The organism is Desulfotomaculum sp. 1211_IL3151, assembly GCF_036763075.1.
Classification (GTDB): Bacteria; Bacillota; Desulfotomaculia; order Desulfotomaculales; family Desulfotomaculaceae; genus Desulfotomaculum.
In genome coordinates this window covers 1-25,539 of record NZ_JBAIYV010000044.1, presented here as the reverse complement: position 1 = coordinate 25,539, position 25,539 = coordinate 1, and the positions used below count along the sequence as shown (strand labels likewise).

Below are 25,539 nucleotides of genomic sequence, written 5' to 3'. Positions count from 1 at the left end.
TATGGCAGTTTAGTTTAGTTTATTTTATCCTGTACTAAAAAAATTATATCTGAGTGCCTGGTCCCTTTGGGATGTACTTAAATAAAAATTGATTACTAATGTCCGGCAGTAGGTTTGGGTACCAATTTAATTTTTTTATCATCGGACCTAGCCTCTGGACGAAAATGGATTGTTCAATTCCCTGGGCCAAGGTGCTCAATAAACCCTCTGATCCGCCAAATAAAAATACGGGGCCTTGCAGGGGGATTAATATACTGATGATAACAACAATTGCAATAGCCCCACAGGTTAAACCCAACAATAAACCACCTAACTTATCCAGGGGTCCCAGTGGGCTAAAGGGCATGATAATTCCCAGCAGCCAAGCGATTATGCCGATAATTGTTTTCACAATAATATATATCCCAATAAAGGCTATTATTTTTAAGATACCCTGGGCTAACATTAAATTCAAAGCATGTCCCACGGTTTCGTTAGGACCAAACTGACCCAGTTGAGCAATTATTTGGCTCCATTGACTGGGTAATTGAATTTCACTGCTTATTTTTTGTAGAATATCAACTGGCATTTTTAATATTTCCGGGCTATTCAAAGCGCCTGGTAATTTTACCAGGGGTTTGATCATTTGAGCCAGGGCATCTGCCAGGCCCCACTGATCAGCTAACCATAAGGCAACACTTTGGTGATAGGTAATGGCCGCATAAAATGCTACCACCAAGGATGCTAATTTTATAAAAGCTTTGAGCATCCCGTTGAATAGACCACTCAGGCCTGAAATAATCAAAAAGATAATAAAAACATAATCAAGCCAATTAATTTTTTACACCTCCAGGTGATTGACTGTTAGAAAACTACCCTTCCATTTTTTCGATGTTGCTTAAGCATAATCCTGCTTAGCTAATTCTCTGCTTTCTGGTCTTTATAATTGGAACAATTAAAAGTGCGGCAAATAAAACAAGTCCGGCATAGCCAAAGATAGGGTACAACACTCGAACGAGAAATGAAAAGTCAAAATAGGTAAGGGGTAATACGATCAAGCAACAGGCCATTCCATAAAAACTATAAAGTTTGCCGCCTTGAGGGGCAAACCGACTGGCAAAGCCATGGGCATTGGCTATGGCTGTGGTTAGCATGGCTACCCAAATTAATAATGCAAAAACCGGCTTTAGGATGTTACCAATACAGGAAGCCATATAAAGCAAAGGAACCTCATAGTTTATTATTTCAGGATAAAAGGCCAACCCGCCCAATGTTACCATGGCCACTGCGAAACCCAGGCCGATACCCCCAATTATCCCTGCCCAAATTCCTGTTTTTGCTGTTATGGATCGTCCCATAGTAGATAAAACAGCCAAAGGCACGATCATATTAAATGATACATAAAGAATACTGGCTAACAACCAGTGACCTCCAACCCCATGATAGTGAACATAAGGCAGTTCCTGAGGTAATCCTTTATGGCCAAGGGCAAGACTTGCTATTAGACATACAGCTGCTAATTTTAACGGCACAAGGATTATATTGATGGAAAGCAGCCCCTTTAAGCCACGTAATATAACTAGAAAGATAACCAAGACGGCTGAACCAATACCCATCCACTCAGGTAATCCAAGGTACTCCTTAACTACGGCACCCGTTCCGGATAACATAATACCTAAGCCAGCCACCAGCATAAAAATACTGATAAGGTCCATAAATTTCCCTGCCCAGGGACCAAGCAAATAGCCCAATAATTCTTGATAGTTACCTGTACGTAATTGGACACTCAAATGTAAAATCAAGGCTCCCAAATATACAAAGAAAACAGTGGCAACCATGACGCCTAGAAGACCTTTATAACCAAACAAAATAAAAAATTGCAATATTTCTTGACCCGAGGCAAACCCCGCCCCAATAATTGACCCCATATAAGTAGCCACTAGCCCTACTATTAAACGAATATTTGATTTGTTTATCATGAATACCCCCCTAATATTACGAATAAGATTTAGAAAACAATCGGCCTAGGAGGCTTCCTAAATATCTATGCTATTTTTTAAGGGGGATGAACTAAAATTTTTATAGCCATCCGCCACGGTGGGGTATTTATTGATGTTCGTCAAGCCGAACATCTAGTACCCCATCTGTAGGTTTAACTGAAAACTAAAGACCTTTACTCTTTAGCTGAAGGCTGATGGTTATTTTTTGTTTATTGAATAAATAAGTGGTTAGCGGGGAATAATTATACTAGGTTTGCTTTTGAAGGGACGTGATTTTTATGTCAGTGAATTTAAATAATATCCAGCCTCAATCAGTTGTACCTCAAAAAACCAGAATAAATGCCGAGGATGCCTTCGCTGTTGATATCTTTAGTATGGATCTAACCAATAGACTTAAGGGCTGTGGCGTAAATAGCGATTGTGAAGTGGTTATCGTTTGTATAGGAACCGACCGTTCCACTGGTGATTGCCTGGGTCCACTGGTTGGTACTAAATTGACCAATATTCCAGGACACGGCTTTACCGTCTACGGAACACTGGATGACCCTGTTCACGCCAGCAATATGGCCGATAAACTTCAACAGATTTCTAATAACCATCCCGATTCAGTCATCATTGCAATTGATGCTTGTTTGGGTCACATGGAAAACGTTGGCTGTGTTAATATCGGTGACGGTGCCTTATTACCAGGTGCCGGTGTAAATAAATCTTTGCCTGCTGTGGGACAACTTCACATTACTGGTGTTGTTAATGTAGGCGGTTTTATGGAATATTTAGTTTTACAAAATACCCGTTTAAACATCGTTATGAGACTGGCAAATTTAATAAGAGATGGTCTAATAAAAACCTCATATCTAATTAACAAAACCCGAACCTCCTGCTAAGTTCGGGTTTTGTTTTTCCATCAGACTTTCACACCGTTAACTGCACCATCAAAGGATGACAAAGGTATTTGGGCTATTTTAGGGATATAAAAGCCACTTATTTTTCTGTGTGATTTTAACCGATAAAACCAATAAAACCCCCTTATTGATAAGGTGGGCTTTAAAATGTTTTTTATGTACTTTTTTCAATGGACCTTTGAATTGCTTTTTTTTCTTCCTCGGTCAAACTATAATCTGAGGTACCCTTACGAATGGGTTTTGCATAAATTCTGGTTTCATCCCTACCATATAAACCAGTTAAAACTACACCATCACCCCTATGGTCCAACATGGCAAGAGAAAAACTTAAATCACTGCCCATATTATCAAAGGCATTAAATCGAATGAGCCCTGGATTATGAATACATTGTGCTACTTCTTCTTTTAATATTTCATGTTCACGCATTAGCTCATCCTTTTTTTCAACCAGCCTTAGTACATCAGCAGCATATTTTTGTAACATTTCTTCCAGGTCTGCACCCGATGCTCCACGAGTTAGCAGTCTATATTTCTTGGAAACCTCACTAAACCTTTTCTGTAGCCTAATTTGTGCTATTAATAAAATAAGCGTTAATAAGGATAAACCTATCATAATATAGGAAGCATTTAATTCAATAATACGAAGGACATCATTCACGTAACTTAACCTACCTTTTTAAAAATAAATTATTATTAATTCTATTATTCTCTTGATATTTATAACTAATAATAAATATCTACCAGTAACATTTTCCTTAATAGGGTAAAATTAAGGCCAGACCAAAATCTAAACGTTCGTTAGATATGGGTTAGCCTTTACCTATAATGCTATTAATATTGAATACTGGTAATACATATCCCTATTAATCCGGGACCCGTATGAACTCCGATCACAGGACCTACTTGACCCGTATAGGTTTTTACGATCTGGGTTAAATCTTTTATTTTTTCTAGTAGTTCCCTTGATTCCTCTGGGGCACCGCCATGCATTACGGCAATTGTATTTTTGTTTTTTGCTTTAATGATCTCTTTATTAATTTCAAAAAGTCTTTGTAAAGATTTTTTTCTACCTCTTATTTTGTCATAGGTATAATACTTTCCTTCTTCATTTATTGATATTATGGGCTTTATTTGCATAATTTCACCAATTGTTCCAGCTACATAACCAATACGCCCACCCTTTTTTAAATAATCAAGAGTACCAACAACAAAATAAATTTCAGTATTACTAATAATATCCTTTGCTTTCTTTAAAGCAGCTTCAAAACTCATTGTACTTTCATAGGTCTTGGCCGCCTCCACCACAGGGATTCCCAAACCCAGCGATAAGGCCTTAGAATCTATAACTTCAATAACCATATTTTTAAAATCACGGGCTACGGTCCTTACAGCGTTATAAGTGCCACTTAACCCACTGGATATATGAATGGAAATGATATGAGTAAAACCTTCCTCTTCTAATTTTTTAAATAAACTAATGATACTGGCAGGGGAAGGGAGAGATGTAGAGGGAACCTCGCCTGGCATACGATCGTAAATTTCCTGTGGTTCTATGTTAACCCGATCAAGGTATTCCTCTTGTTCAGAATATATTACTTTTAAGGGTAAGACATTTATATTGTATTTTTCAACTACTTCCTTATCTAAATCACTGGTACTATCCGTAATGATGGCAACCTTTTGTCTCATTTAAACCCACCCTTATTTTTCACTTAACTTATTCACCTGTTTATTCGACTTTGAATAATTAAATCCTTTTTAATATTGGGTCTAAAAAATTATACGATCGATAAGTAAGTCTGACCTAACCAGCCTTAGAATTATATATTAAACATTGGCCATAGCCAAGAAAATAACAGCGCCATTAGAATTGCGGGTAATAAGTTACCCACTTTTATTGGTTTAATACCCAGTATGTTGCTAGCAATACCGACTATTAATAAACCGCCGGTTGCAGTCATTTCATTTATCATGGAAGGTGTCAGAAGGGCCTTTAAGCCACCGGCAGCCAGTGTTATGCTACCCTGATAAATTAGCACCGGAATAGATGAAAATACCACACCAAAACCCATGGTGGTGGTAAATACGATGGCAGAGATACCATCCAATAATGATTTAGCATAGAGGGTTGCGGCATTACCAGTCAGTCCATCCTCTAGGGCACCCATAATACCCATGGCCCCTACACAATAAATCAGACTTGTGGTTACAAAGGCCTTGGCAATTTCCCCTTCACCAGAGCCGCCACCAACCTTTGATTCCAAAAAGGTACCTAGCTTGGCTAAGCCACCCTCAATATTTAATAGTTCCCCCAGAACGCCTCCAGCAACCAGGCTTAATATAACAATTAACTCATTTTCTGTTTTAAAGGCCATTTTAAAACCAATTAAGGCAACTGCCAATCCAATCCCTGTCATTACTGTATCCTTGACAGATTCACTGATACCTTTTCTGAGTAACAAACCCACCGCTGTTCCCGCCACAATTGCTGCAGCATTCACAATTGTACCTGTCATTTTTATCCCCCTAAGATGTTTCACGTGAAACAATTACTGACGAATTACAATGATTGGTCATAAAAGATAAACGAAAACACATACTCCGCCTGTCACTATCCTGATACTCCTCCCCTAAGTGAAAGATTCTTAAAAACCTCCCGCTTAGAGAAGATTCGCCACCCAGGCTTAAGCACCTATTTTTCAAAATAGTTCCCCATGCCACCGGCAACACTGGCAGAGAATGAAAACCCTTTGTCATCCTGGGCGAGAAGAATCTTAAAGATAGCCTTTCAATGTTAGAAATACCCTTCGCTGCCGCTTAGGATACCATAGAGGATGGTTTAAAACCTAAGGTCCACAACTCATGGCCCAGGGCCATTTCTAGGATAACTAATCGATCACTAATTAATGATGGCTTAATGTTTCACGTGAAACATTAAGCCATTAACTCCTCTTGACTGAGAAGTAAATCCAATAACCTGGTAAGATCTGCCTCATCATAATAGTCTATCTCTATTTTGCCACCATGCCTATTGGTTTTAATCTGTACCTTTGTTCCAAGGGTGTTTCTTAGTTGATCTTCCAGATCCACTATTTGGGGATCTCTATTCTTTTCTTTTTTAGGTTTTTCCTTATTATTTTCTCCCTCTAGTAAATTTTTTACTATCTCTTCAATCTGACGCACGGATAATTGTTTCTTTATTATAAGCTCACATAGTTCTATTTGTTTATTCTTGGATTCTATACTTAGTAAAGGTCTAGCATGGCCCATGGTTATTTCACCGGTACTTAATTTAACCTTTATCTCATTAGGAAGTGCTAATAGTCTTATCATATTGGTGATTTGCGGTCTGCTTTTACCCACTCTTTGTGATACTTGTTCCTGAGTAAGCTGAAATTCATCCATTAACCGTTTATAGGCTGTTGCTTCTTCCAAGGGGTTTAAATTTTCCCTTTGTAAATTTTCTATCAAGGCAATGGCAGCGGACTGTAATTCACCATATTCACGAATTACCGCCGGAATATATTCTAAATCTAGTTGTTGACAAGCTCGCCATCTTCGTTCGCCAGCTATTAATTCGTAACCACCACCTGGTTGTGCTCGGACAACCACTGGTTGTACAACACCATATTCTTTTATAGAGTTTGCTAATTCTTGTAACCGCTCCGGATCAATGCGCAGCCTTGGTTGTTTTGGATTTGGTTTGATATCGGATACCCTAATTTCTTTAAGCACCCTTTGGGAGTCTGTACTTTCAGTTGAATTTGAAATGGGTGCCACTGGCATGAGTGCCTGTAGACCTTTTCCTAAACCTCTTTTTTTACTCAATACCCATCACTTCCTTGGCTAATTCTTGGTAAGCTTCTGAACCTTTGGATTTAGGGTCATATATCACTACAGGTATACCATGGCTAGGAGCTTCGCTTAAACGTACATTCCTAGGGATAATATTTCTAAATACTTTCGTGCCAAATACCTTTTTCACTTCATCGACAACTTGAATTGATAAATTTAGTCTTGCATCAAACATCGTTAATAAAACACCCTCAATTTCTAAATCAGGGTTGAGATGTTTTTTTACCAATTGTACCGTATTCATTAATTGGCCTACCCCTTCTAAGGCATAAAATTCACATTGGATAGGAATTAATAAAGAATCTGCCGCTGCTAAGGCATTTAAAGTTAAAAGTCCTAAGGAAGGTGGGCAGTCGATAAGAATATAGTTGTATTTATATTTTAATGGAGTCAATGCTCTTTTTAAAATTTGTTCCCTGGCTATCAAAGATACCATTTCCACCTCGGCACCAGCCAATTGAATTGTGGAGGGTAGAACGTCTAAATATTTAATACCCGTATGAACGATGGCTTTCTCTGGTGGCAAATCATCTATTATAACATCATAGACACATCTTTCAAGGCTTGTTTTATCTATACCTAAACCACTACTGGCATTTCCCTGGGGGTCAATATCTACTAGTAGAACAGTTTCTCCCATCATGGAAAGGCTAGCCCCCACATTTACTGCTGTTGTGGTTTTTGCCACCCCACCCTTTTGATTAGCAATAGCAATAATCTTTCCCAACCGAACACCCCCAAAGTCTTAATCTATATTCTTATTCAACAAGGGATCGTTTTCTTCCTTCTAAAGCAAAACAACAAAGTCTGTCTAAGTTATAATGCATGATATGTTTCACGTGAAACATGTTAGTGTATAATAAAACTTCAGGCGAAATTACAGTAGTCTTTCACTACAATTTATTTAGCAATATAATTGTTTTTAGTACGTCTTTTAATTTAGAAACGAATATAAAGGTAGGTAAATTAAATGATAAGGGAGTACAGAAAAAGTGATGATCAAGCGATCATACAAATATGGTTTGATGCATCCATTATTAGCCATAATTTTATTTCCAAAGATTTTTGGGCAGTAGAAAAAAAGAATGTAGAACAAAAATATCTGCCCATAGCAGAAACCTTTGTTAAAGAGGTTAATGGTAAAATAGTAGGATTTATCTCTTTGATTGATAACTATATTGGGGCACTATTTATTTCCCCGAAGCATCAGGGAAAAGGAATTGGTACGGAACTAATAAATAAAGCAAAATCAATAAGAAAGGAATTAGGGGTGGAAGTTTATAAGGATAATCAAAAAGCATATGGGTTTTATGAAAAATGTGGTTTTTTTATTCCTTGATGAAAAAATACAGCCAGAAACAGGATGTCTAGCCGTGTCTATGAAATTGTGTAAGGAATGATTCTGATTCTTCCGTTATTGCTCGTGTTGCACTGAACGGAACGGTAAAATCGTTCCCTATTATATAGAGTTTTCAATGTTTCACGTGAAACATTGAAACCCCGGGTTTCCCGGGGTTCGTTTAGGTAACAGGCTTTTTTGCTGGTGTCCCTGCTTTTCTTGGATAGTGGGTGGGAGTTGGTTTAATTTTTTTAATAATTACAAGGGATCTTCCATCTTCAATTAGAGGTAATTGTAATTTATGGATATCCGCCGGTGCACCACCCAAAACCTCTATGGCCTTACTGGCCTCCTTAAGCTCCTCATCAATATCGGGGCCCTTTTGAGAGATAAAATAACCATTGACCCTCGTACAGGGAAGGCAATATTCTGAGAGTACTGCCAGTCTTGCCACTGCTCTTGAAATAACATAATCATATTTTTCCCGATGCTCTTTTTTTTGTCCAAAATCTTCAGCCCTATCATGCACTGCCCTTACGTCTGTAAGGCCTAATCTAGCAATTACTTCATTTAAAAAGGTTACCCTCTTATTTAAGGAATCCATTAAGGTTATATTTAAATCGGATCGGAAAATTTTCAAGGGAATGCCAGGAAAGCCTGCCCCGGTACCTATATCCACTATTTTTGCCCCCGGGGGAATTTCCACAGTTTTTAAGCAGGTTAAAGAATCAATGAAGTGCTTTACTGCCACCTCCGTAGGCTCAGTGATGGCAGTAAGGTTTATTTTTTCATTCCACTCTATTAGTAGAAGATAAAAATTTTTAAAACTAGTAATCTGTTCTTCTGTTAAAGTAAAACCAATCTCTGCGGCGGCCTTTTTTAATGCTTCTGTTAATTCATTCAAATTAATCCGCACCCCCGGCAGCTTTTCTTTTTTCCTGCTCTAACCAAATGAATAATACGGATATATCCGCTGGGCTAACACCTGATATACGGGAAGCCTGCCCAATTGAGGCAGGTTTAAACTTCTGTAACTTTTGTCTAGCCTCCAGGGAAAGTCCTTTAATACTTTCATAGTCATAGTCACTGCCTAAGGAACGGTTTTCTAGTTTTTCAAATCTTTCAACCTGGGCCAATTGCTTTTTTATATATCCTTCATATTTAACCTCTATTTCTACCTCTTCGATTACTTCTACTGGCAGATCAGGAAAATCGTTCGATAGTGTGGCCAAGGAATTATATTTGAGTTCTGGTCTCTTTAAAAGATTAATGGCTGGCGTGTTTTGGTTAATTTCGCTGGACCCTAAATCCCTTAGTATTTCATTCGTCCGCTCATTGGCTGAAATCGTAACCGATTTAAGTCTTTTAATTTCATTGTTAATTAATTGCCACTTATTCATATAGCGTTCATAACGATCTTCCTTAACCAACCCTATTTCATAACCCTTTTGGGTTAGTCTTTGGTCTGCATTATCCTGGCGCAGTAATAAACGATACTCAGCTCGGGCGGTCATGAGTCGGTAAGGTTCGTTGGTTCCTTTAACCACGAGATCATCAATTAACACCCCAATGTAAGCTTCCGATCTTGAGAGATAGAAGGGGGCTTGCTCTTTAATTTGCAAGGCAGCATTAATGCCAGCCATCATTCCCTGGGCCGCTGCTTCTTCATAACCGGAAGTGCCGTTAATTTGTCCTGCTGAATATAACCCCTTTATTTCTTTTGTTTCCAAGGTTACTTTAAGTTGTGTTGGGATCACATGGTCATATTCAATGGCGTAGCCAGGTCGCATGATTTCCACCTGTTCCATACCAGGAATCGATCTTAACATGGCAAGTTGTACATCCGGGGGCAGACTGGTTGACATTCCCTGAACATACATTTCATATGTATTGAGGCCCTCTGGCTCGATGAAAATTTGATGTTGATTTTTATCAGCAAAACGAACAACTTTATCCTCAATAGAAGGACAATATCGCGGCCCAATTCCTTCAATAATTCCAGCATAAAGGGGAGACCGATGTAAATTTTGTCTAATAATCTCATGGGTCTTTTCAGTGGTATAGGTTAGCCAGCAGGGAACTTGCTCCCTTTGCTGCACGGGAGAAATAAAAGAAAAATTATGTACTGTTTCATCCCCTGGTTGAATGGTCATTTTATTAAAGTCAACCGTTCTGCGGTCTACTCTGGCAGGTGTTCCTGTTTTAAACCGACCCAATTGCAAACCTAGGTTTTTTAAGCTTTCACTTAGATTGACCGAAGGAAATTGACTATTGGGGCCACCAGGAAAATGAACGTCTCCAATAATAATTCTTCCTTTTAAATAGGTCCCGGTAGTAATGATCACTGCCTGGGCAGAAAATTCCGCCCCTATATGTGTTACTACACCTGTGATAGCACCATTTTTAACGAATATTTCCTCCACCAGTAATTGCTTCACATCTAAATTTTCCTGGGTCTCCAAAGTTTTTTTCATTAATTGCTGGTATTTTATCTTATCGGCCTGGGCCCTTAAAGCATGTACTGCGGGCCCTTTTCCGGTATTTAACATTCTCATTTGAATCGCTGCTAAATCTGTATTTAAACCCATTTGCCCACCCAGGGCGTCAATTTCCTTTACCAAATGCGATTTAGCTGGTCCACCTACAGCAGGATTACATGGCATTAAGGCAATATTATCTAAATTGAGTGATAATATTAATGTTCTGCAGCCCATTCTTGCAGCAGCAAGGGCAGCTTCACAACCGGCATGGCCGGCTCCAACTACTATTACATCATAATTACCAGCATGATAGCGCAATATTTCCACCTCACTTACCAATACAAAAGTCTGAAAAGATTCGATCTATTAAGTCTTCAGTTACACTGTTCCCGGTTATCTCACCTAGAATTTCCCAGGCAGATTTTAAATCAATAGAAACTAAATCCGCAGGAATATATTCCACCAATGCCTTATTGGCTTCAAAAAGGTGGTATTTAGCTCTTTCCAGGGCATGCTTATGTCTGGTATTCGAAACAACAATGCTTTCTGCAGCAGATATCTTACCTTCCACCACTAGATTAAAGATTGCTTCTTCCAGGTTATCTAAGCCTATTTCTTTTTGGGCCGATATTTCTATGATTTCACTAAAATTAATGGCCTCTTTGACATCCTTCGCATCAATTCTGTTTTCTGCTATATCAATTTTATTGATCAGAATAAGGGCTTTTTTATCCTTAATCAAATCCATAACCTTTACGTCTTCACTGGAAAGACCAGTGGAAGCATCTAAAACCAATAGTACCAAATCAGCCTGATTTAATAGCTCTCTGGATTTTTCTACACCAATTTTTTCAACCAAATCCTGAGTTTCCCGCAAACCAGCCGTATCAATAAGCTTTAGGGGAATACCCTTGACACTAAAAACCTCTTCTATAACATCCCTTGTTGTACCAGGTATGTCTGTAACGATTGCTCTCTGTTCCTGAAGCAGCGCATTTAGCAGAGATGACTTTCCTACATTCGGTTTACCTACAATAACAGTTTTAAGGCCTTCCCGATATATTTTACCGGATGCTGCATGATCCAATAACTTATCTATTTCTTTTATCAACCCATTGCATTCTAAGCTCATTTGTTCAAGGTTCTCTTCTGGAATATCATCCTCAGGAAAATCAATCATTGCCTCTATTTTTGCCAGCAGTCCCAAAACATGATTTTGTAAATCCATTACGATTTGAGAGAGCTTGCCATCAAGCTGATTGATTGCAATTTTTGCTCCGGCATCTGTCTTAGCTCTGATTATATCAATAATTGATTCGGCCTGGGCTAAATCCAGGCGACCGTTTAGAAAGGCTCGTTTACTAAACTCACCTGGCTCTGCTAAACGTGCTCCATTTTTAAGAATTACTTCCAGCACCCTCCGAATAGGAACAATTCCACCATGACAACTTATCTCTACAACATCCTCAGCAGTAAAACTTTTGGGTCCCCTCATGACAGAAAGTAAAACTTCATCAATAATTTCACCTGTATTAGGTTCAACTATATGCCCATAGATCAGCTTATAATTATCCCTTTTATACCAATCTTGATTAACTTTTGGTTTAAATACTTTGTTTCCTAGGGATAATGCATCCGGCCCACTCATCCGGATAACACCAATACTTCCTTCTCCTAAGGCAGTGGCTATAGCTACAATGGTATCGTCAAACAATTTTTTTGCCTCCAAAATCCATTTACAAAAACCCAGCAACCTGATGGTGCTGGGTTTTTAATACTATCATAAAGTATCATATTTTAAGGACGATAGTATAAGAATGTTTTATTTTTTAGGAGATATAATGATTTTTCTAAAGGGTTCTTCACCTTCACTAAAGGTATAAATATCATCCCTACCTTGCAGTGCAGTATGAATTATTCTTCTTTCCTGTGAATTCATAGGCTCCAGTACAACACTTCTGCCCCTTTGTTTGGCTTTATCTGCCAACCTGGTGGCAAGTTTCTGAAGTGTTTCTTCCCGGCGATGACGGTATCCCTCAACATCAAGAATTACCTTGCGCCGCTGTTCTTGATTTTTATTGGTTGCCAAATTCATTAAGTACTGTAATGCATCCAGAGTTTCACCTCTGCGACCTATCAATACCCCTAAATCCGGTCCTTCTATGCTAATGTTTAAAACCTGATCTTGTTCTTTAATATTTACTTCCACAGGTATTTCCATCGCTTTAAAAATACTTTGTAATAAACGATCAGCGCGTCTTACCGGATTATCCTTCAAGGTTAATTTAATTTTTGCCCGACGAGAACCAATCAAACCAAATAAACCCTTGGAAGGTTCTTCTAATACCTCAATAATAACCTCGTCCCTTAAAACACCAAATTCTTGAAGACCTAATTCTATGGCTTCATCAATTGTTTTACCGACCTTTTCTACTACCTTCAACTCCGGTTACCCCCTCTTTAAGTCGCAGGGTCTCTTTATTTATATACCACTGTTGAATTGCTCCTACAGTATTAAATACAACCCAGTACAGTGCCAAACCAGCAGGAACTGTATATGCGATCCAGCCAATAAATAAGGGCATAGTATACAACATTGTTTTCTGGGTTTGATCCTGGGTATTGGTAGTTAATTTAGATTGCAAAAATGTTGTAACTGCTGCTAATAATGGTAAAAGAATATCGCCTCTCTCACTTAGAGAGTTAACCCATAAAAAAGATGCATGGTCTGGATTTACAAATGGAAATTCATATAAGGCCCGATAGAGAGCAATCAAAATGGGCATTTGTACCAGCAATGGCAAACAACCTGCCATCGGGTTTACGTTGTGCTCCTTATACAACTCCATAATTTTTTGCTGCATCTTTTGGGGATCTTTACCTTTGTATTTATCCTGAATGGCTTTTACTTCAGGAGCAATCTTTTGCATCATTGTCATCGAATGCATTTGTTTTTTGGAAAGGGGATATAAAACCATTTTAATGATAACAGTCAAGAAAATAATGGCTAAGCCATAACTAGGCAACCCCACTGTAGCAGTAAACCCATAAAGCCAATTCATTAAAGCTGTCATTCCATTTACTATGGAATCAAACCATCCAAACAAAACTTGTACCCCCTTAAAAGCCTACCGTTATTTTACCGGATCATATCCACCTGTATGAAAGGGATGGCATTTTGCTAATCTTTTAAGTGTTAACCATAGACCCTTAATTACACCATACTTTTCGATTGCTTGTTTTGAATATTGAGAACACGTCGGGTAAAACCGGCAAGTAGGTGGCTTTAAAGGAGAAATGAATTTTTGGTAAAAAATTAGGCCAAGTATCATAACCTGCCGCATTAATCCCTCTCCTGTTTATTTAGTTTACCCAATACATGCCAAATGTGTTTTTCCATCTGATGATAGTCTTGATCAGAAGAGGCTTGGCGCACGATAAAAATAAAATCATGATCATTAGGAAAACGTTCAGAAAACAAACGGCATATTTCTTTCAATATACGACGTATGCGATTTCGACAAACTGCCTTGCCAACCTTTTTACTAATAGAAAAACCAAACCTGCGACCAAGTCCTTTATTAGGAAATTTATACAACACCAAATAACGGTTTGCCGCAGAATTACCAAAACGGTACACATTACGAAAATCAGAATTTTTCTTTAAAGAAACAAATTTTTCCATATAGTCTTCCTAATAAAGGTTTTTATTAATATCTTAACCACTGGACTAAAATCATATACAAATTAGGAAAAGGCCACCCTAAGCGGCCTTATGCTGATAAACGTTTTCTACCTTTTAAGCGTCTTCTCTTAAGTACATTTTGGCCAGACTTGCTAGACATCCTTTTTAGAAAACCATGAACCTTTTTATGTCTACGTTTCTTAGGTTGGTATGTGCGCTTCATGTATCAACACCTCCTTTAACCGAATTGGTATGTCAATAAAAATTTATACTAGACAGTCACTGAAAATTATATAAAATTTCTCTCTCCCCGTCAAGATAAAGGACTTTTGATTTTTGTTTACACAGATATTCATACTTCCTGTGAATATTTTTTATCTGTTGATAACCTTTATTAGTTTTGGTATTATTGATTTACACTTGTGGATAAAATTATTTATCCAGTTTTTACACAGGGTGTGGATAAAACTGTGTACAACCTTGTTGATTTTTAAAAGATTATATGCTTTTTTAACAGAACAGCGCGACCTAATATTCCCTTATTATTAAGGGGATTTTTTCACTATCGGAAAACCTAAGATTTTAAGGATGATCGTATAAGAAAAGCTAAGGCTCACGCTATAGGCTCTCGCCTGTGACCTTTAGGGTATGGCGTGAGCCAAGCTTTTCTAATCCGGTATTTATTATGTAGTATGGAGGTTTACTTAAGTAACATGCAAAACGATGTCCTTGACAGATGGGAACAGGTGCTCATTCGCTTGGAAAAACAAGTTAATAAGCACTCATTTGAAACCTGGCTTACCAAATGTAAACCGGTGGCCTTCTATGACAATACAATTATAATAGAAGTTCCGGATCAATTTTCTAAAAGTTGGTTAGCAGATCGGTATTCACCCATCATAAAACAAACTTACGAAGCTATTATGCATCAAGAAATTTCTCTGCAATTTATTTTAGCGGGTCAGGAGGTGGGTCAGCCTAAACCAAAGGAAAGGTCTATGGATGAAACCCACGTGAATATCCTCAACCCAAGAAACACCTTCGATACCTTTGTTATCGGTAACAGTAATCGTTTTGCTCATGCCGCTTCACTTGCTGTGGCGGAATCTCCAGCGAAGGCTTATAACCCATTGTTTATTTACGGTGGTGTAGGTCTGGGTAAAACTCATTTGATGCATGCAATTGGTCATTATGTTCTTGAAAACAACCCCTCTCTTAAGGTTGCCTATGTAACATCTGAAAAATTTACCAATGAATTAATTAACTCCATTAGAGATGATCAAACCGTGGAATTTCGTAATAAATACCGCAGTATGGATATTCTGCTGATTGATGATATTCAATTTCTAGAAAAGAAAGAAGCCACCCAGGAGGAATTTTTCCATACATTTAATACCTTATATGAAGCTAATAAACAGATTGTAATTTCCAGTGACCGACCCCCTAAAGAAATTGCTACCCTGGAAGATAGACTAAGATCCCGTTTCGAATGGGGCTTAATAACGGATATGCAATCCCCGGATTATGAAACAAGGGTTGCTATTTTAAGGAAGAAAGCTCAATTAGAAGGAATAACAAATATACCCGATGATACCATTGCATTTATTGCCGACAAAATTCAATCCAACATTAGAGAGCTAGAAGGTGCACTTACAAGGGTAAGCGCCTTCTCTTCTTTAGAAAAAAAAGAGGCGACACCGCATTTAGCCGCTGAGGTATTAAAGGATGTTATTGCTCCCAGTAAACCTAAAATTATTACCGCACCACTAATTATGAATACAGTTGCTGACTTTTATGGATTAAAAATCGAAGATTTAAAGGCAAAAAAGAGAACACGCTCTGTTGCTTTCCCTAGACAGGTTGCCATGTACTTAGCCAGAGAACTAACAGACCTATCTCTTCCTAAACTAGGTGATGAATTTGGTGGTAGAGATCATACCACAGTTTTACATGCCTGCGATAAAATAATTACCGATCTTAAAAATGACCCTGTACTTCAGGAGACCATCAAGGAATTAAAAAAACGGATCAGTGAATAATGTGAATAGATTTGGATAACTCTTGTTAACAATGTTGATTTGTTTAAAAAGTGGTTAATTGTTGTTGATAAGTTTACGGTTTTTTTTCCACAGCTTTTTGACACCCAAAAATGATTAACCATAAGGCCCCAGGTGGCATATAAACAAACTCACAGCCCCTACTACTACTACGAGGATAAAAATATATAAAAAATAAAAATAAAGAACAACGGGGGAAGGCTATGAAAATAATCTGTACCCGTCAAAATCTAATTCAAGGTGTAACAACTGCTCAAAGGGCAGTATCCACCAAAAATCCCATGCCCATTTTATCTGGTATCTTATTAATAGCCAAAGATAATCGATTAGAATTACAAGCAACTGACCTTGAAATGGGTATTCAGTGCTTTGTTCCCTGTACAACCCAGGAAGAGGGTTCAATTGTATTGCCTGCTAAATACCTAAGTGAAATCGTAAAAAGATTACCGGACTCTCCAATACAAATTGAAACAATTCAAGGTACCAATGTAATTATTCGCTATGGGCAATCAGAGATTACAATTAACGGTTTTGACGCTGAAGAATTTCCCATTTTTCCAAAAACCCAAAGCAAGAATTCTTTGACCATTTCTGAAGAAAGTCTAAAAGAATATCTGCGACAAATTCTCTTTGCTACATCTCCGGATGAAAACAGACCCGTATTTACGGGTGTATTGATGGAGTTTTTGAACGGCAATTTAAGATTAGTGGCCACAGATACCCATCGTTTAGCAATGAGGGGAATGGAATCTTCGTCTATAGAAGATGATATAAATATTATTATCCCTGGCAAAACTTTAAATGAGTTGACCAGGGTTATTGGTGCTGCAGATCGTCAAGTTACGATAGCCCTTGGGGAAAATCAAGTAATTTTTAGTATGGAAGATACCACCTTAATTTCTCGCTTAATTGAAGGGCAATTTCCTAATTACCGGCAGGTTATTCCTCAGGGCTATAAAACTAGAATTAGAGTAAAAACAAAGGATTTAATCGAAGCTGCAGAACGGGCATCTCTCTTAGCTCGGGTTGGCACACAAATAATTCGATTAAATATTGAAGAGGAAAAAATTGTAATTACAGCGAATACGGAAGTTGGCAGGATACATGAGGAAGTACCCATATATTTACAGGGAGAGCCTGTCCAAATTGCATTTAATGCGATATATTTGATTGATGCGTTACGGGCAATTAGCAGTGATCATATTTATTTTGATATGTCAGGTTCCCTCAGTCCCGGTATATTAACACCGGTTGGTGGTGAAGAATACCTCTCTCTGGTGTTACCAGTGAGAACTGCCTAAGGAGAGATGATTTTGACCCAAAAAATCAAAGTGAATGGCGACATTCAGTTAGATCAATTTTTAAAGTGGGCGAATATAACTGGTTCTGGCGGAGAAAGTAAAATACTGATTCAAACGGGACATGTCAAACTCAATGGCACGATTGAAACCAGACGAGGCGTAAAATTAAAAAACAATGACGTTGTAATGGTGGATGGTGCCGGAAGTTTTTTAGTTGTGATGTGAAGGTGAGATTTTGCGGGTACAAAAGTTATCACTGAAAAATTTCCGCAACTACGATGAAGCTATTTTTCTACCTCATCCGTCCATAAATATTATTACAGGATCAAATGCCCAGGGAAAAACGAACTTGTTGGAGAGTATTTTTTATAGTCTAAGGGGTCGTTCCTTTAGGGCAGAAAAGGATAAGGATATTACGAAATGGCAAAGCAACCGAACCATAATCAATACAGAAGTTCATCTAGCTTCCCGAAATTTTAATATTCAGTGGCAAATTAGTGAACGAGTTAAAAAGTTTTTTCTAAATGGGGTAGAGACAGCACGTTCGGAATTGGATCATTTTGGGGTAGTAATGTTTTCCCCAGAGGATTTATACTTAATAAAGGGTTCACCTCAGGAAAGAAGACATTTTTTAGATTTCGAGGTAGGCTCATTAAGCCCAGGTTACAGCAAAATATGGCGCCAGTATACGAGGGTGCTTAGTCAAAGAAATACTCTTTTGAAAGAAATAAGGGATAGGCGTTCTACCAGGGATATGTTGGATGTTTGGGATGATCAACTCTTTAGACATGGGGCCAAGGTCATTTACCTTCGCTTACAGGTTCTAAAAAAATTAATTCCCATCGCGAGGAAGATTCATTTCAGTCTGACTGGTGGGGCGGAGGAATTACAGGTAAAATATTTATCATCTTTGGTGTTGGAACCAGGCCTAACAGAAGGAAATATTTACCAGGTATTTTTAAATTCCTCCAAAAAAATTCGACAAATGGAACTGCAAAGATGTCAAACCCTACTGGGTCCCCATCGTGATGATTTGTCCTTAGCTATTAACGGTATTGAGGCCAAAACCTTTGGTTCCCAGGGTCAACAAAGAACAGTAACACTATCACTAAAATTATCTCAACTAGATTTATGGCACCATGAATTTGGCTTTTATCCGGTATTACTTTTGGATGATGTGTTATTTGAATTGGATCAAGCTAGGCAAGCAATGTTGGTCAACAAAGTAATGAATAAAGTACAGACCTTTATAACCACCAGTGTTACAGGTGGGATAGAAGAAAACATTAGAGGTGCCGGGGTGCTTTGGCAAGTTCATGCTGGTAATTTAACCCAAAAGGAGGAATTTTGATGTTTCTGCATTTAGGTGGAGACATAGTGGTCTTAAAAAAAGACATTATAGCCATACTTGATGCCCGTACAAAAAATTCGGCAATAACTCGGGAATTTATTGAAATCTCTAAGGATGAAGGTTTTATTCAACCAATTTCCAATCAGGATAAAGAGAAATCCTTTGTTATAACTAGTAAAGAGATTTATGTTTCTCCCATCTCATGCACAACACTAAAGAAAAGATCCGATAATATTTTAGAAAACACAGATGAAGAATAAAAACCGTGTGCAACGGTTTTTTATTTTGACAGATCAGGAATAGCCTTGTTTTAAAACTCAATTCATAATAATCATGTAAAATATTGTCCTTGAGTGGTAATACTACTTATGGTATAATATGGTTTCAATGTGAATAGATGGAGGTCACTCATATGGACCAACAGCAGCAGAGTAATAAATACAGTGCCGACCAAATACAGGTGCTTGAAGGTTTAGAGGCTGTTAGACGCCGACCCGGTATGTACATAGGTAGTACCAGTGCCCGGGGACTGCATCATTTGGTGTACGAGGTTGTAGACAATAGTATTGACGAAGCTCTGGCAGGATATTGTGATAAGATCATTGTGACCATTGAAGATGACAATTCCGTTTCTGTTGAAGATAATGGCCGTGGTATCCCCGTAGATATACAACCACAGGTAGGAAGACCAGCAGTTGAGGTAGTATTAACAATGCTGCATGCTGGTGGAAAATTTGGTGGTGGTGGTTACAAGGTTTCCGGTGGATTACACGGGGTAGGTGTATCTGTGGTCAATGCCCTATCCGAAAAATTATTCGTAGAAATCAAACTAAACGGAAAAATATACCAACAGGAATATTCCCGGGGTGTTCCAATCTCCGAATTAAAGGTTGCAGGTAATAGCAAATCCACTGGAACGAAGATAACCTTTAAACCAGACAGTGAAATATTCGAAGAATTGGTTTTTAGTACGGAAACCTTAACCCAAAGGCTAAGGGAATTGGCCTACTTAAATAAAGGGATTAAAATTGTTTTACTGGATAATAGAAAAGACCCTGTTGTAGAGCAAATATTTCAATTTGATGGTGGGATTAAAGATTTTGTCAAACACCTAAATAGAAATAAACAAACGATACACCCAAAACCTATTTATGTATTTGGAGAAAAAGAACAGGTTCAAGTGGAAGTTGCTCTCCAATACAATGACGGTTATAACGAAACACTACTGTCCTATGCCAACAACATTCACACTATTGATGGCGGAACCCATGAAGTGGGCTTAAAAACTGCACTGACTAGGGTCGTTAACGATTATGGCAGACAGAATGGAATTATTAAGAATAACGATGCAAATTTATCCGGAGAGGATATTCGTGAAGGTGCCATCATCGTTGTTAGTGTAAAGGTGCCGGAACCACAGTTTGAAGGTCAAACCAAGACAAAATTGGGCAACAGTGAAGTAAGGGGAATTGTCGATTCTATTTTTGCTGAGAAATTAGCCACCTATTTGATTGAAAACCCTGCTGTGGCTAAAAAAGTTATTGAAAAAGGAATTACTGCGGCTAGGGCTAGGGAAGCAGCCCGTAAAGCACGGGAACTTACAAGAAGAAAAAGTGCCCTGGAAACCATGGCTTTACCCGGAAAACTAGCAGATTGTTCAGAAAAGGATCCCAGTGTATCTGAAATATATTTGGTTGAGGGTGATTCTGCGGGTGGCTCTGCAAAACAAGGGCGGGATCGGCGTTTTCAGGCTATTTTGCCCCTAAAGGGTAAAATTCTTAATGTAGAAAAGGCGCGTATTGATAAAATTCTGGCCAATGATGAAATTAGAGCGATGATTACTGCCATGGGTACGGGTGTAGGTGACGATTTTGATCTGTCTAAGGCTCGTTATCACAAAATAGTCATTATGACGGATGCCGACGTGGACGGTGCCCACATCAGAACCCTGCTTTTGACCTTTTTCTATCGTTACATGAGACAACTTATAGAGGCAGGCTATATTTATGCGGCCCAACCACCTCTATACCGTGTTCGTAAGGGAAAACATGACAGCTACTGTTATAGTGACGAGGAATTAGAGCAATTATTAAAGGTAATTGGACATGATCGGGTAAACATTCAAAGATACAAAGGTTTAGGTGAAATGAACCCAGATCAGCTTTGGGATACCACAATGGATCCCGATACCAGGACAATGTTGCAGGTTACCCTGGCTGATGCCATTGAAGCGGATGCCACTTTCTCTATGCTAATGGGTGATAGGGTGGAACCCAGGAGGGAATTTATTCAAGAAAACGCTAGATCAGTAAGGAACTTAGATATATAGTCTTGCAAAACCGGAGAAAAACCAACTCCGGTTTTTATAAATACAGCAGAAAATACAGTACCAAAATTAAATAAATGGGGGAATTAAAATGCCTGATTTAAAAAATGCTATGGTGCCACAGGAGTTATTGGTAGTAGGTGCTGCTTTGAAGACAGGTGTTTTTGATCTGCTGAATAGTAAACCTCAGTCCATTGAAAAAATCTGCAGTAAACTCTCGATGGATCAAAGATCCCTCTGGATTGTTTTGGAAGCTTTAATTTCATTGGGTTATTTAGAAAAAAAAGAAGACCTTTATGATCTTACCAAAGATGCAAGGGATATCTTTTATAACGAGAATAGCGAAAAGTACGTGGGTTATTCCATTATTCATACCTTTAACGTTATAAAATCCTGGAGCCAATTACCAGAGGTTTTGAAGACAGGAAAACCGGCTAAACGTACCAAAGATCAAATGGATATCAAGGGTTTTATGTATGCAATGAAAAGGAGTGCTCAGCAAGTAGCGGAAGAATTGGTTCATGTCTGTTTGAAAGACCTACCCTTAGGCACCCGTGTCATTGATTTAGGCGGGGGACCCCTCAATTATGCTCGTCCCTTTGCGAGGGCAGGTGCTAAGGTAACCGTACAGGATATACCGGAAGTATGTAAAGTTATGTGTTCCGAAATATTGCCAGAGGAGAACATTACCTTTATCCCCGGGGATTTTACCGAAGCAGTAGCAGAGGGTCCCTTTGATTTAGCCTTCTTAGGTAACATTACTCATATATACGGTGAAAAAGAAAACATAAAGTTATTTGAGCGAACGCATCAATCTTTGGCCACTGGGGGACGTATAGCCATACTGGATATGGTCCGTGGTATTAGTCCCAGGGCAGACCTTTTTGGCGTTAATATGCTTGTCAATACGGAAACAGGTGGCACTTGGACCCTTGAACAATATACCAAGTGGTTAACACAGGCTGGTTTTACAGACGTGCAGATCCATATCCTACAGGATAGGCAAATTATTATGGCCACTAAGGTCTAAAAAGTAATAAATTGCACTAAATTTTTGATTTTGTTATAATTTATTTGGCAAAACTTGTAATAAAGACCAAAAATGAGCTATCTTTAAGCATAAAAGCTATTAGTATGGGGCTTGTTTAGTGACATAAAGGAAAGCAAGCCTGTTTTTATTGGAGGTATGTAAATGGCTTCCCCAAATGGTAAAGTCATCCCTTTGGATATTAACAACGAAATGAAAAACTCCTACTTAGATTATGCCATGAGTGTAATAGTGGGTAGAGCTTTACCGGATGTTCGAGATGGCCTAAAACCAGTTCATCGAAGAATTCTCTATTCTCTGCATGAATTAGGGTTAACTCCTGATAAACCTTATCGGAAAAGTGCAGGTATCGTGGGTAAAGTTATGCAAGATTTTCACCCCCATGGAGATTCATCGATTTACGATGCAATGGTTCGTCTAGCTCAGAATTTTGCTTGCCGTTATCCCTTGATTCAGGGTCATGGTAACTTTGGTTCCGTAGATGGTGATCCAGCAGCGGCAATGCGCTATACTGAAGCAAGAATGGCTAAAATTACGTTAGAAATGTTGGCGGACATTGATAAGGAAACGGTTGATTTTGTTCCTAACTATGACAATAGAACAGAAGAACCTACTATTTTGCCATCTAAGATACCAAACTTACTGGTAAATGGTTCTTCCGGTATTGCGGTTGGTATGGCGACGAATATACCACCCCATAATCTTGGTGAGGTTATTGATGGAGTCTTAATGATGATTGAAGATTCCGAAGTAACATCGGATGATTTGATGAAGGTAATCAAAGGTCCTGACTTCCCGACCGGGGCTACTATTATGGGCAGGGACGGTATACGTCAAGCCTATCGGACTGGTAGAGGGACCATTAAAATTCGGGCTCAGGCTACCATTGAGAATAAAGCAAACGGCAAACCAGTCATTATAGTTAACGAAATTCCCTATCAGGTTAATAAAGCAAGGCTAATTGAAAAAATTGCTGAGTTAGTCAAAGAGAAGAAAATAGAGGGTATTTCCGACCTACGAGATGAGTCTGATCGTCGGGGCATGCGAATTGTTATTGAACTTAAGAAAGATGCTAATCCCAATGTAATATTAAACCTTTTATACAAGCATACACAAATGCAGGAGAGTTTTGGTGTCATTATGCTTGCCCTGGTAAACAATGAACCCAAAGTTTTAAATCTTGCCCAAGTAATTTTTCATTATCTTGAACACCAAAAGGATGTCATAACTCGCAGGACAAGGTATGAACTTAAAAAAGCTGAAGCAAGAGCCCATATTGTCGAGGGTTTACGCATTGCGCTGGCTAACCTCGATGAAGTTATTAAGACAATCAGAGAATCCAAAAATACCGAAGCTGCTAAGCAAGGGTTAGTCGAAAAGTTTAATCTCACGGAAGTCCAAGCAGAAGCCATTGTGGAAATGCGCTTAAGAAGCTTGACAGCCTTGGAAGTAGAAAAATTAGAAAAAGAGTACAAGGAATTATTGGAGAAGATTGATTACCTGCGTGGTATTTTAGCAGATGAGAAAAAAGTTTTAGGTATTATCCGCGATGAATTAGTTGTTATTAAAGAAAAATTTTCAGACGTAAGACGTTCTATCATTAGTAATGACGCTGCGGGAGATTTTGATATGGAAGACCTGATTGATGAAGAAGAAATGGTTGTTACTATTACCAATCAGGGATACATTAAGAGAATTTCAATGGATACCTATAAAAGCCAAAAAAGAGGCGGTAAAGGGATTACCGCCATGGGTACCAAAGAAGAGGATTTTGTTAGAGATCTCTTTATAGCATCTACACACCATTACCTATTATTCTTTACCAATAAAGGTAAGGTTTATCGGCTGAAAGTCTATGAAGTACCAGAGGCATCAAGAACTGCCAAAGGTACGCCAATCATAAATTTATTAAATTATGATAGCGATGAGTATGGAACTACTGTAATCCCAATTAAGGAATTTACAGAAGAAGCTTACTTATTCATGGCCACTAAACATGGCATTGTGAAGAAGACAGCTTTAACAGAGTTTAATTCCTCACGCCGAGATGGGTTAATTGCTATCAACCTTGATGAAAATGATAAATTAGTTGCTGTTGAATTAACGCACGGCAAAGAGGAAATCATTATGTGTACCCAAGATGGCATAGCCATACGTTTTTCTGAGGAAGATGTAAGACCCATGGGACGTGTAACCCGGGGGGTAAAAGGAATAACGTTATCCCAAGAAGACTATGTAGTAAATATGGGAGTTATTAAAGAGGGAGCATATTTATTTACTGTTACTGTCAATGGCTATGGCAAAAGGACACCTCTGATTGAATACCGCAGCCAAACACGTGGTGGTAAGGGGATTATCAATATCAAAACCACCAAAAGAAATGGCCTAGTGGCGGGTGTTTTGGTAGTGAAAGATGATGATGAAGTGATGATGATTAGTGCCGAGGGAATTATCATCAGACTCCCTGTTAAAGACGTTTCGTCAATGAGTAGGAATACCCAGGGAGTGACTTTAATGAGAACTGGGGAAAAGGATCATATTGCTTCCATTGCTAGGGTTGTCAGTGAAGAAGATGAAGAATAGTTTTTCTAACACGATCAGAAAAGTATAAGATTTTAAGGCTGATATATTAAGAAAAGCTAAGGCTCGCTATAGGTTGGCGCGAGCCTTAGCTTTATAATTTTAAAAAGCATATTGACACAAAATATTCATTTGTGATATATTAATTTTCGCCGACAAGAACTGAGTTACACCTGAAAATCAACATATAAAATGTTGAAAAATAGATTGACTCAATATAATATCGGTGTTATTATAAAAAAGCGTTTTGAGAAAAAACAAACTACCAAAAACTTGCACTTGAAACACAGTGAAAGCCATGGTAAGATAAGCTTCCGGTCGCGAGATCGGGACAAGCAAACGGTCTTTGAAAACTAAACAGCAGATGATGGATGAAAAACAGGTCAAGTCAAAAGTCATCGTTAAGATGAAACTAAGACGACCACAAAAAACATCCTCGTCAAGCGTTATGAAAAGACGCTAGCGAGTAAATCAAGGATAAAAAAGAGCCAAAACTCTTTAAAATATTTGATATTTTACGGAGAGTTTGATCCTGGCTCAGGACGAACGCTGGCGGCGTGCCTAACACATGCAAGTCGAACGGAGTATAAAAGGAAGCTTGCGAATTTTATACTTAGTGGCGGACGGGTGAGTAAC

At 38.4% G+C, this 25,539-nt stretch carries 25 protein-coding genes and 1 rRNA gene; 11 read left to right on the top strand and 15 right to left on the bottom strand.

Annotated elements, in window-relative coordinates; genetic code table 11:
• Positions 1 to 43: 43 nt before the first annotated feature.
• Together V6C11_RS12260 and V6C11_RS12255 are read right to left on the bottom strand one after the other, a co-directional pair.
• Positions 44 to 817, bottom strand: coding sequence for a CvpA family protein (locus V6C11_RS12260; protein ID WP_333531638.1), 774 nt, complete (start codon positions 815 to 817; stop codon positions 44 to 46).
• Positions 818 to 893: 76 nt separating this feature from the next.
• On the bottom strand, positions 894 to 1,958 hold the full coding sequence (locus V6C11_RS12255) for a YkvI family membrane protein (RefSeq protein WP_333531458.1): 1,065 nt from the start codon (positions 1,956 to 1,958) through the stop codon (positions 894 to 896).
• 299 nt (positions 1,959 to 2,257) lie between these two features.
• Between V6C11_RS12255 and yyaC the strand changes: the two genes are divergently transcribed.
• Entirely contained in the window at positions 2,258 to 2,863 is a 606-nt protein-coding gene (yyaC, locus tag V6C11_RS12250; RefSeq protein WP_333531457.1) for a spore protease YyaC, read from the top strand.
• Between the two features lie 172 nt (positions 2,864 to 3,035).
• Here the strand turns inward: yyaC and V6C11_RS12245 are convergent, their stop codons facing one another.
• From V6C11_RS12245 to V6C11_RS12225, 5 genes are all read right to left on the bottom strand, one after another.
• Positions 3,036 to 3,539: a DUF4446 family protein gene (locus tag V6C11_RS12245; protein ID WP_333531456.1), complete on the bottom strand. Its 504-nt coding sequence runs from the start codon at positions 3,537 to 3,539 to the stop codon at positions 3,036 to 3,038.
• A 173-nt stretch (positions 3,540 to 3,712) separates the two neighbouring features.
• Positions 3,713 to 4,570 (bottom strand): DegV family protein, encoded by an 858-nt coding sequence (locus tag V6C11_RS12240; protein ID WP_333531455.1) that lies wholly within the window; start codon positions 4,568 to 4,570, stop codon positions 3,713 to 3,715.
• Positions 4,571 to 4,701: 131 nt separating this feature from the next.
• Positions 4,702 to 5,397 (bottom strand): DUF554 domain-containing protein, encoded by a 696-nt coding sequence (locus V6C11_RS12235; protein WP_333531454.1) that lies wholly within the window; start codon positions 5,395 to 5,397, stop codon positions 4,702 to 4,704.
• Positions 5,398 to 5,815: 418 nt separating this feature from the next.
• On the bottom strand, positions 5,816 to 6,709 hold the full coding sequence (locus V6C11_RS12230) for a ParB/RepB/Spo0J family partition protein (RefSeq protein ID WP_333531453.1): 894 nt from the start codon (positions 6,707 to 6,709) through the stop codon (positions 5,816 to 5,818).
• Positions 6,702 to 7,463, bottom strand: a complete 762-nt coding sequence (locus V6C11_RS12225; protein ID WP_333531452.1) for a ParA family protein — start codon at positions 7,461 to 7,463, stop codon at positions 6,702 to 6,704. The genes V6C11_RS12230 and V6C11_RS12225 overlap by 8 nt, the downstream gene beginning before the upstream one ends.
• Positions 7,464 to 7,706: 243 nt before the next feature.
• Between V6C11_RS12225 and V6C11_RS12220 the strand changes: the two genes are divergently transcribed.
• Positions 7,707 to 8,075: a GNAT family N-acetyltransferase gene (locus V6C11_RS12220; protein ID WP_333531451.1), complete on the top strand. Its 369-nt coding sequence runs from the start codon at positions 7,707 to 7,709 to the stop codon at positions 8,073 to 8,075.
• Positions 8,076 to 8,256: 181 nt separating this feature from the next.
• On the opposite strand, the gene rsmG is transcribed toward V6C11_RS12220, so the two are convergent.
• The 8 genes from rsmG to rpmH form a co-directional block, all read right to left on the bottom strand.
• Positions 8,257 to 8,979, bottom strand: coding sequence for a 16S rRNA (guanine(527)-N(7))-methyltransferase RsmG (gene rsmG, locus V6C11_RS12215; RefSeq protein WP_333531450.1), 723 nt, complete (start codon positions 8,977 to 8,979; stop codon positions 8,257 to 8,259).
• Position 8,980: 1 nt separating this feature from the next.
• Positions 8,981 to 10,873, bottom strand: coding sequence for a tRNA uridine-5-carboxymethylaminomethyl(34) synthesis enzyme MnmG (mnmG, locus tag V6C11_RS12210; protein WP_333531449.1), 1,893 nt, complete (start codon positions 10,871 to 10,873; stop codon positions 8,981 to 8,983).
• A gap of 10 nt (positions 10,874 to 10,883) precedes the next feature.
• Positions 10,884 to 12,269, bottom strand: coding sequence for a tRNA uridine-5-carboxymethylaminomethyl(34) synthesis GTPase MnmE (gene mnmE, locus V6C11_RS12205; protein ID WP_333531448.1), 1,386 nt, complete (start codon positions 12,267 to 12,269; stop codon positions 10,884 to 10,886).
• Positions 12,270 to 12,377: 108 nt separating this feature from the next.
• A complete protein-coding gene (gene jag / locus V6C11_RS12200; protein WP_333531447.1) occupies positions 12,378 to 12,998 on the bottom strand; it encodes an RNA-binding cell elongation regulator Jag/EloR in 621 nt (206 codons plus the stop codon).
• Positions 12,973 to 13,662, bottom strand: a complete 690-nt coding sequence (locus tag V6C11_RS12195) for a YidC/Oxa1 family membrane protein insertase (RefSeq protein ID WP_333531446.1) — start codon at positions 13,660 to 13,662, stop codon at positions 12,973 to 12,975. The genes jag and V6C11_RS12195 overlap by 26 nt, the downstream gene beginning before the upstream one ends.
• 27 nt (positions 13,663 to 13,689) lie before the next feature.
• The gene (gene yidD / locus V6C11_RS12190; protein ID WP_333531445.1) at positions 13,690 to 13,899 is read right to left on the bottom strand and encodes a membrane protein insertion efficiency factor YidD; all 210 of its coding nucleotides are present in this window, start codon (positions 13,897 to 13,899) and stop codon (positions 13,690 to 13,692) included.
• On the bottom strand, positions 13,899 to 14,240 hold the full coding sequence (rnpA, locus tag V6C11_RS12185; protein ID WP_333531444.1) for a ribonuclease P protein component: 342 nt from the start codon (positions 14,238 to 14,240) through the stop codon (positions 13,899 to 13,901). The genes yidD and rnpA overlap by 1 nt, the downstream gene beginning before the upstream one ends.
• Positions 14,241 to 14,328: 88 nt before the next feature.
• Positions 14,329 to 14,463 (bottom strand): 50S ribosomal protein L34, encoded by a 135-nt coding sequence (gene rpmH / locus V6C11_RS12180; RefSeq protein WP_333531443.1) that lies wholly within the window; start codon positions 14,461 to 14,463, stop codon positions 14,329 to 14,331.
• A gap of 490 nt (positions 14,464 to 14,953) precedes the next feature.
• On the opposite strand from rpmH, the gene dnaA reads away from it, so the two are divergent.
• The 9 genes from dnaA to V6C11_RS12135 form a co-directional block, all read left to right on the top strand.
• Positions 14,954 to 16,279: a chromosomal replication initiator protein DnaA gene (gene dnaA, locus V6C11_RS12175; protein WP_333531442.1), complete on the top strand. Its 1,326-nt coding sequence runs from the start codon at positions 14,954 to 14,956 to the stop codon at positions 16,277 to 16,279.
• 221 nt (positions 16,280 to 16,500) lie between these two features.
• Positions 16,501 to 17,598, top strand: a complete 1,098-nt coding sequence (gene dnaN, locus V6C11_RS12170) for a DNA polymerase III subunit beta (protein ID WP_333531441.1) — start codon at positions 16,501 to 16,503, stop codon at positions 17,596 to 17,598.
• A 12-nt stretch (positions 17,599 to 17,610) separates the two neighbouring features.
• Positions 17,611 to 17,823, top strand: a complete 213-nt coding sequence (locus V6C11_RS12165) for an RNA-binding S4 domain-containing protein (protein WP_333531440.1) — start codon at positions 17,611 to 17,613, stop codon at positions 17,821 to 17,823.
• Between the two features lie 10 nt (positions 17,824 to 17,833).
• Positions 17,834 to 18,949, top strand: a complete 1,116-nt coding sequence (gene recF / locus V6C11_RS12160) for a DNA replication/repair protein RecF (protein ID WP_333531439.1) — start codon at positions 17,834 to 17,836, stop codon at positions 18,947 to 18,949.
• Positions 18,949 to 19,209 carry an extracellular matrix regulator RemB gene (remB, locus tag V6C11_RS12155; RefSeq protein ID WP_333531438.1) on the top strand — a complete coding sequence of 87 codons (261 nt, stop codon included), beginning with the start codon at positions 18,949 to 18,951 and terminating at the stop codon, positions 19,207 to 19,209. Before recF ends, remB begins: the two co-directional genes overlap by 1 nt.
• Before the next feature lie 152 nt (positions 19,210 to 19,361).
• Positions 19,362 to 21,278 carry a DNA topoisomerase (ATP-hydrolyzing) subunit B gene (gene gyrB / locus V6C11_RS12150; protein ID WP_333531437.1) on the top strand — a complete coding sequence of 639 codons (1,917 nt, stop codon included), beginning with the start codon at positions 19,362 to 19,364 and terminating at the stop codon, positions 21,276 to 21,278.
• Between the two features lie 88 nt (positions 21,279 to 21,366).
• Entirely contained in the window at positions 21,367 to 22,305 is a 939-nt protein-coding gene (locus V6C11_RS12145; RefSeq protein WP_333531436.1) for a methyltransferase, read from the top strand.
• A gap of 162 nt (positions 22,306 to 22,467) precedes the next feature.
• The gene (gyrA, locus tag V6C11_RS12140) at positions 22,468 to 24,906 is read left to right on the top strand and encodes a DNA gyrase subunit A (protein WP_333531435.1); all 2,439 of its coding nucleotides are present in this window, start codon (positions 22,468 to 22,470) and stop codon (positions 24,904 to 24,906) included.
• Positions 24,907 to 25,417: 511 nt separating this feature from the next.
• Positions 25,418 to 25,539: ribosomal RNA gene (locus tag V6C11_RS12135) — 16S ribosomal RNA — on the top strand; the annotation flags it as partial.

Excerpts from the sequence above, each read along its gene's own strand:
- V6C11_RS12255 (WP_333531458.1), bottom strand. The coding sequence starts at position 1,958 with ATGATAAACAAATCAAATATTCGTTTAATAGTAGGGCTAGTGGCTACT.
- yyaC (WP_333531457.1), top strand. The coding sequence starts at position 2,258 with ATGTCAGTGAATTTAAATAATATCCAGCCTCAATCAGTTGTACCTCAA.
- V6C11_RS12240 (WP_333531455.1), bottom strand. The coding sequence starts at position 4,570 with ATGAGACAAAAGGTTGCCATCATTACGGATAGTACCAGTGATTTAGAT.
- V6C11_RS12235 (WP_333531454.1), bottom strand. The coding sequence starts at position 5,397 with ATGACAGGTACAATTGTGAATGCTGCAGCAATTGTGGCGGGAACAGCG.
- V6C11_RS12220 (WP_333531451.1), top strand. The coding sequence starts at position 7,707 with ATGATAAGGGAGTACAGAAAAAGTGATGATCAAGCGATCATACAAATA.
- yidD (WP_333531445.1), bottom strand. The coding sequence starts at position 13,899 with ATGCGGCAGGTTATGATACTTGGCCTAATTTTTTACCAAAAATTCATT.
- rnpA (WP_333531444.1), bottom strand. The coding sequence starts at position 14,240 with ATGGAAAAATTTGTTTCTTTAAAGAAAAATTCTGATTTTCGTAATGTG.
- rpmH (WP_333531443.1), bottom strand. The coding sequence starts at position 14,463 with ATGAAGCGCACATACCAACCTAAGAAACGTAGACATAAAAAGGTTCAT.
- dnaA (WP_333531442.1), top strand. The coding sequence starts at position 14,954 with ATGCAAAACGATGTCCTTGACAGATGGGAACAGGTGCTCATTCGCTTG.
- dnaN (WP_333531441.1), top strand. The coding sequence starts at position 16,501 with ATGAAAATAATCTGTACCCGTCAAAATCTAATTCAAGGTGTAACAACT.
- remB (WP_333531438.1), top strand. The coding sequence starts at position 18,949 with ATGTTTCTGCATTTAGGTGGAGACATAGTGGTCTTAAAAAAAGACATT.
- gyrB (WP_333531437.1), top strand. The coding sequence starts at position 19,362 with ATGGACCAACAGCAGCAGAGTAATAAATACAGTGCCGACCAAATACAG.
- V6C11_RS12145 (WP_333531436.1), top strand. The coding sequence starts at position 21,367 with ATGCCTGATTTAAAAAATGCTATGGTGCCACAGGAGTTATTGGTAGTA.
- gyrA (WP_333531435.1), top strand. The coding sequence starts at position 22,468 with ATGGCTTCCCCAAATGGTAAAGTCATCCCTTTGGATATTAACAACGAA.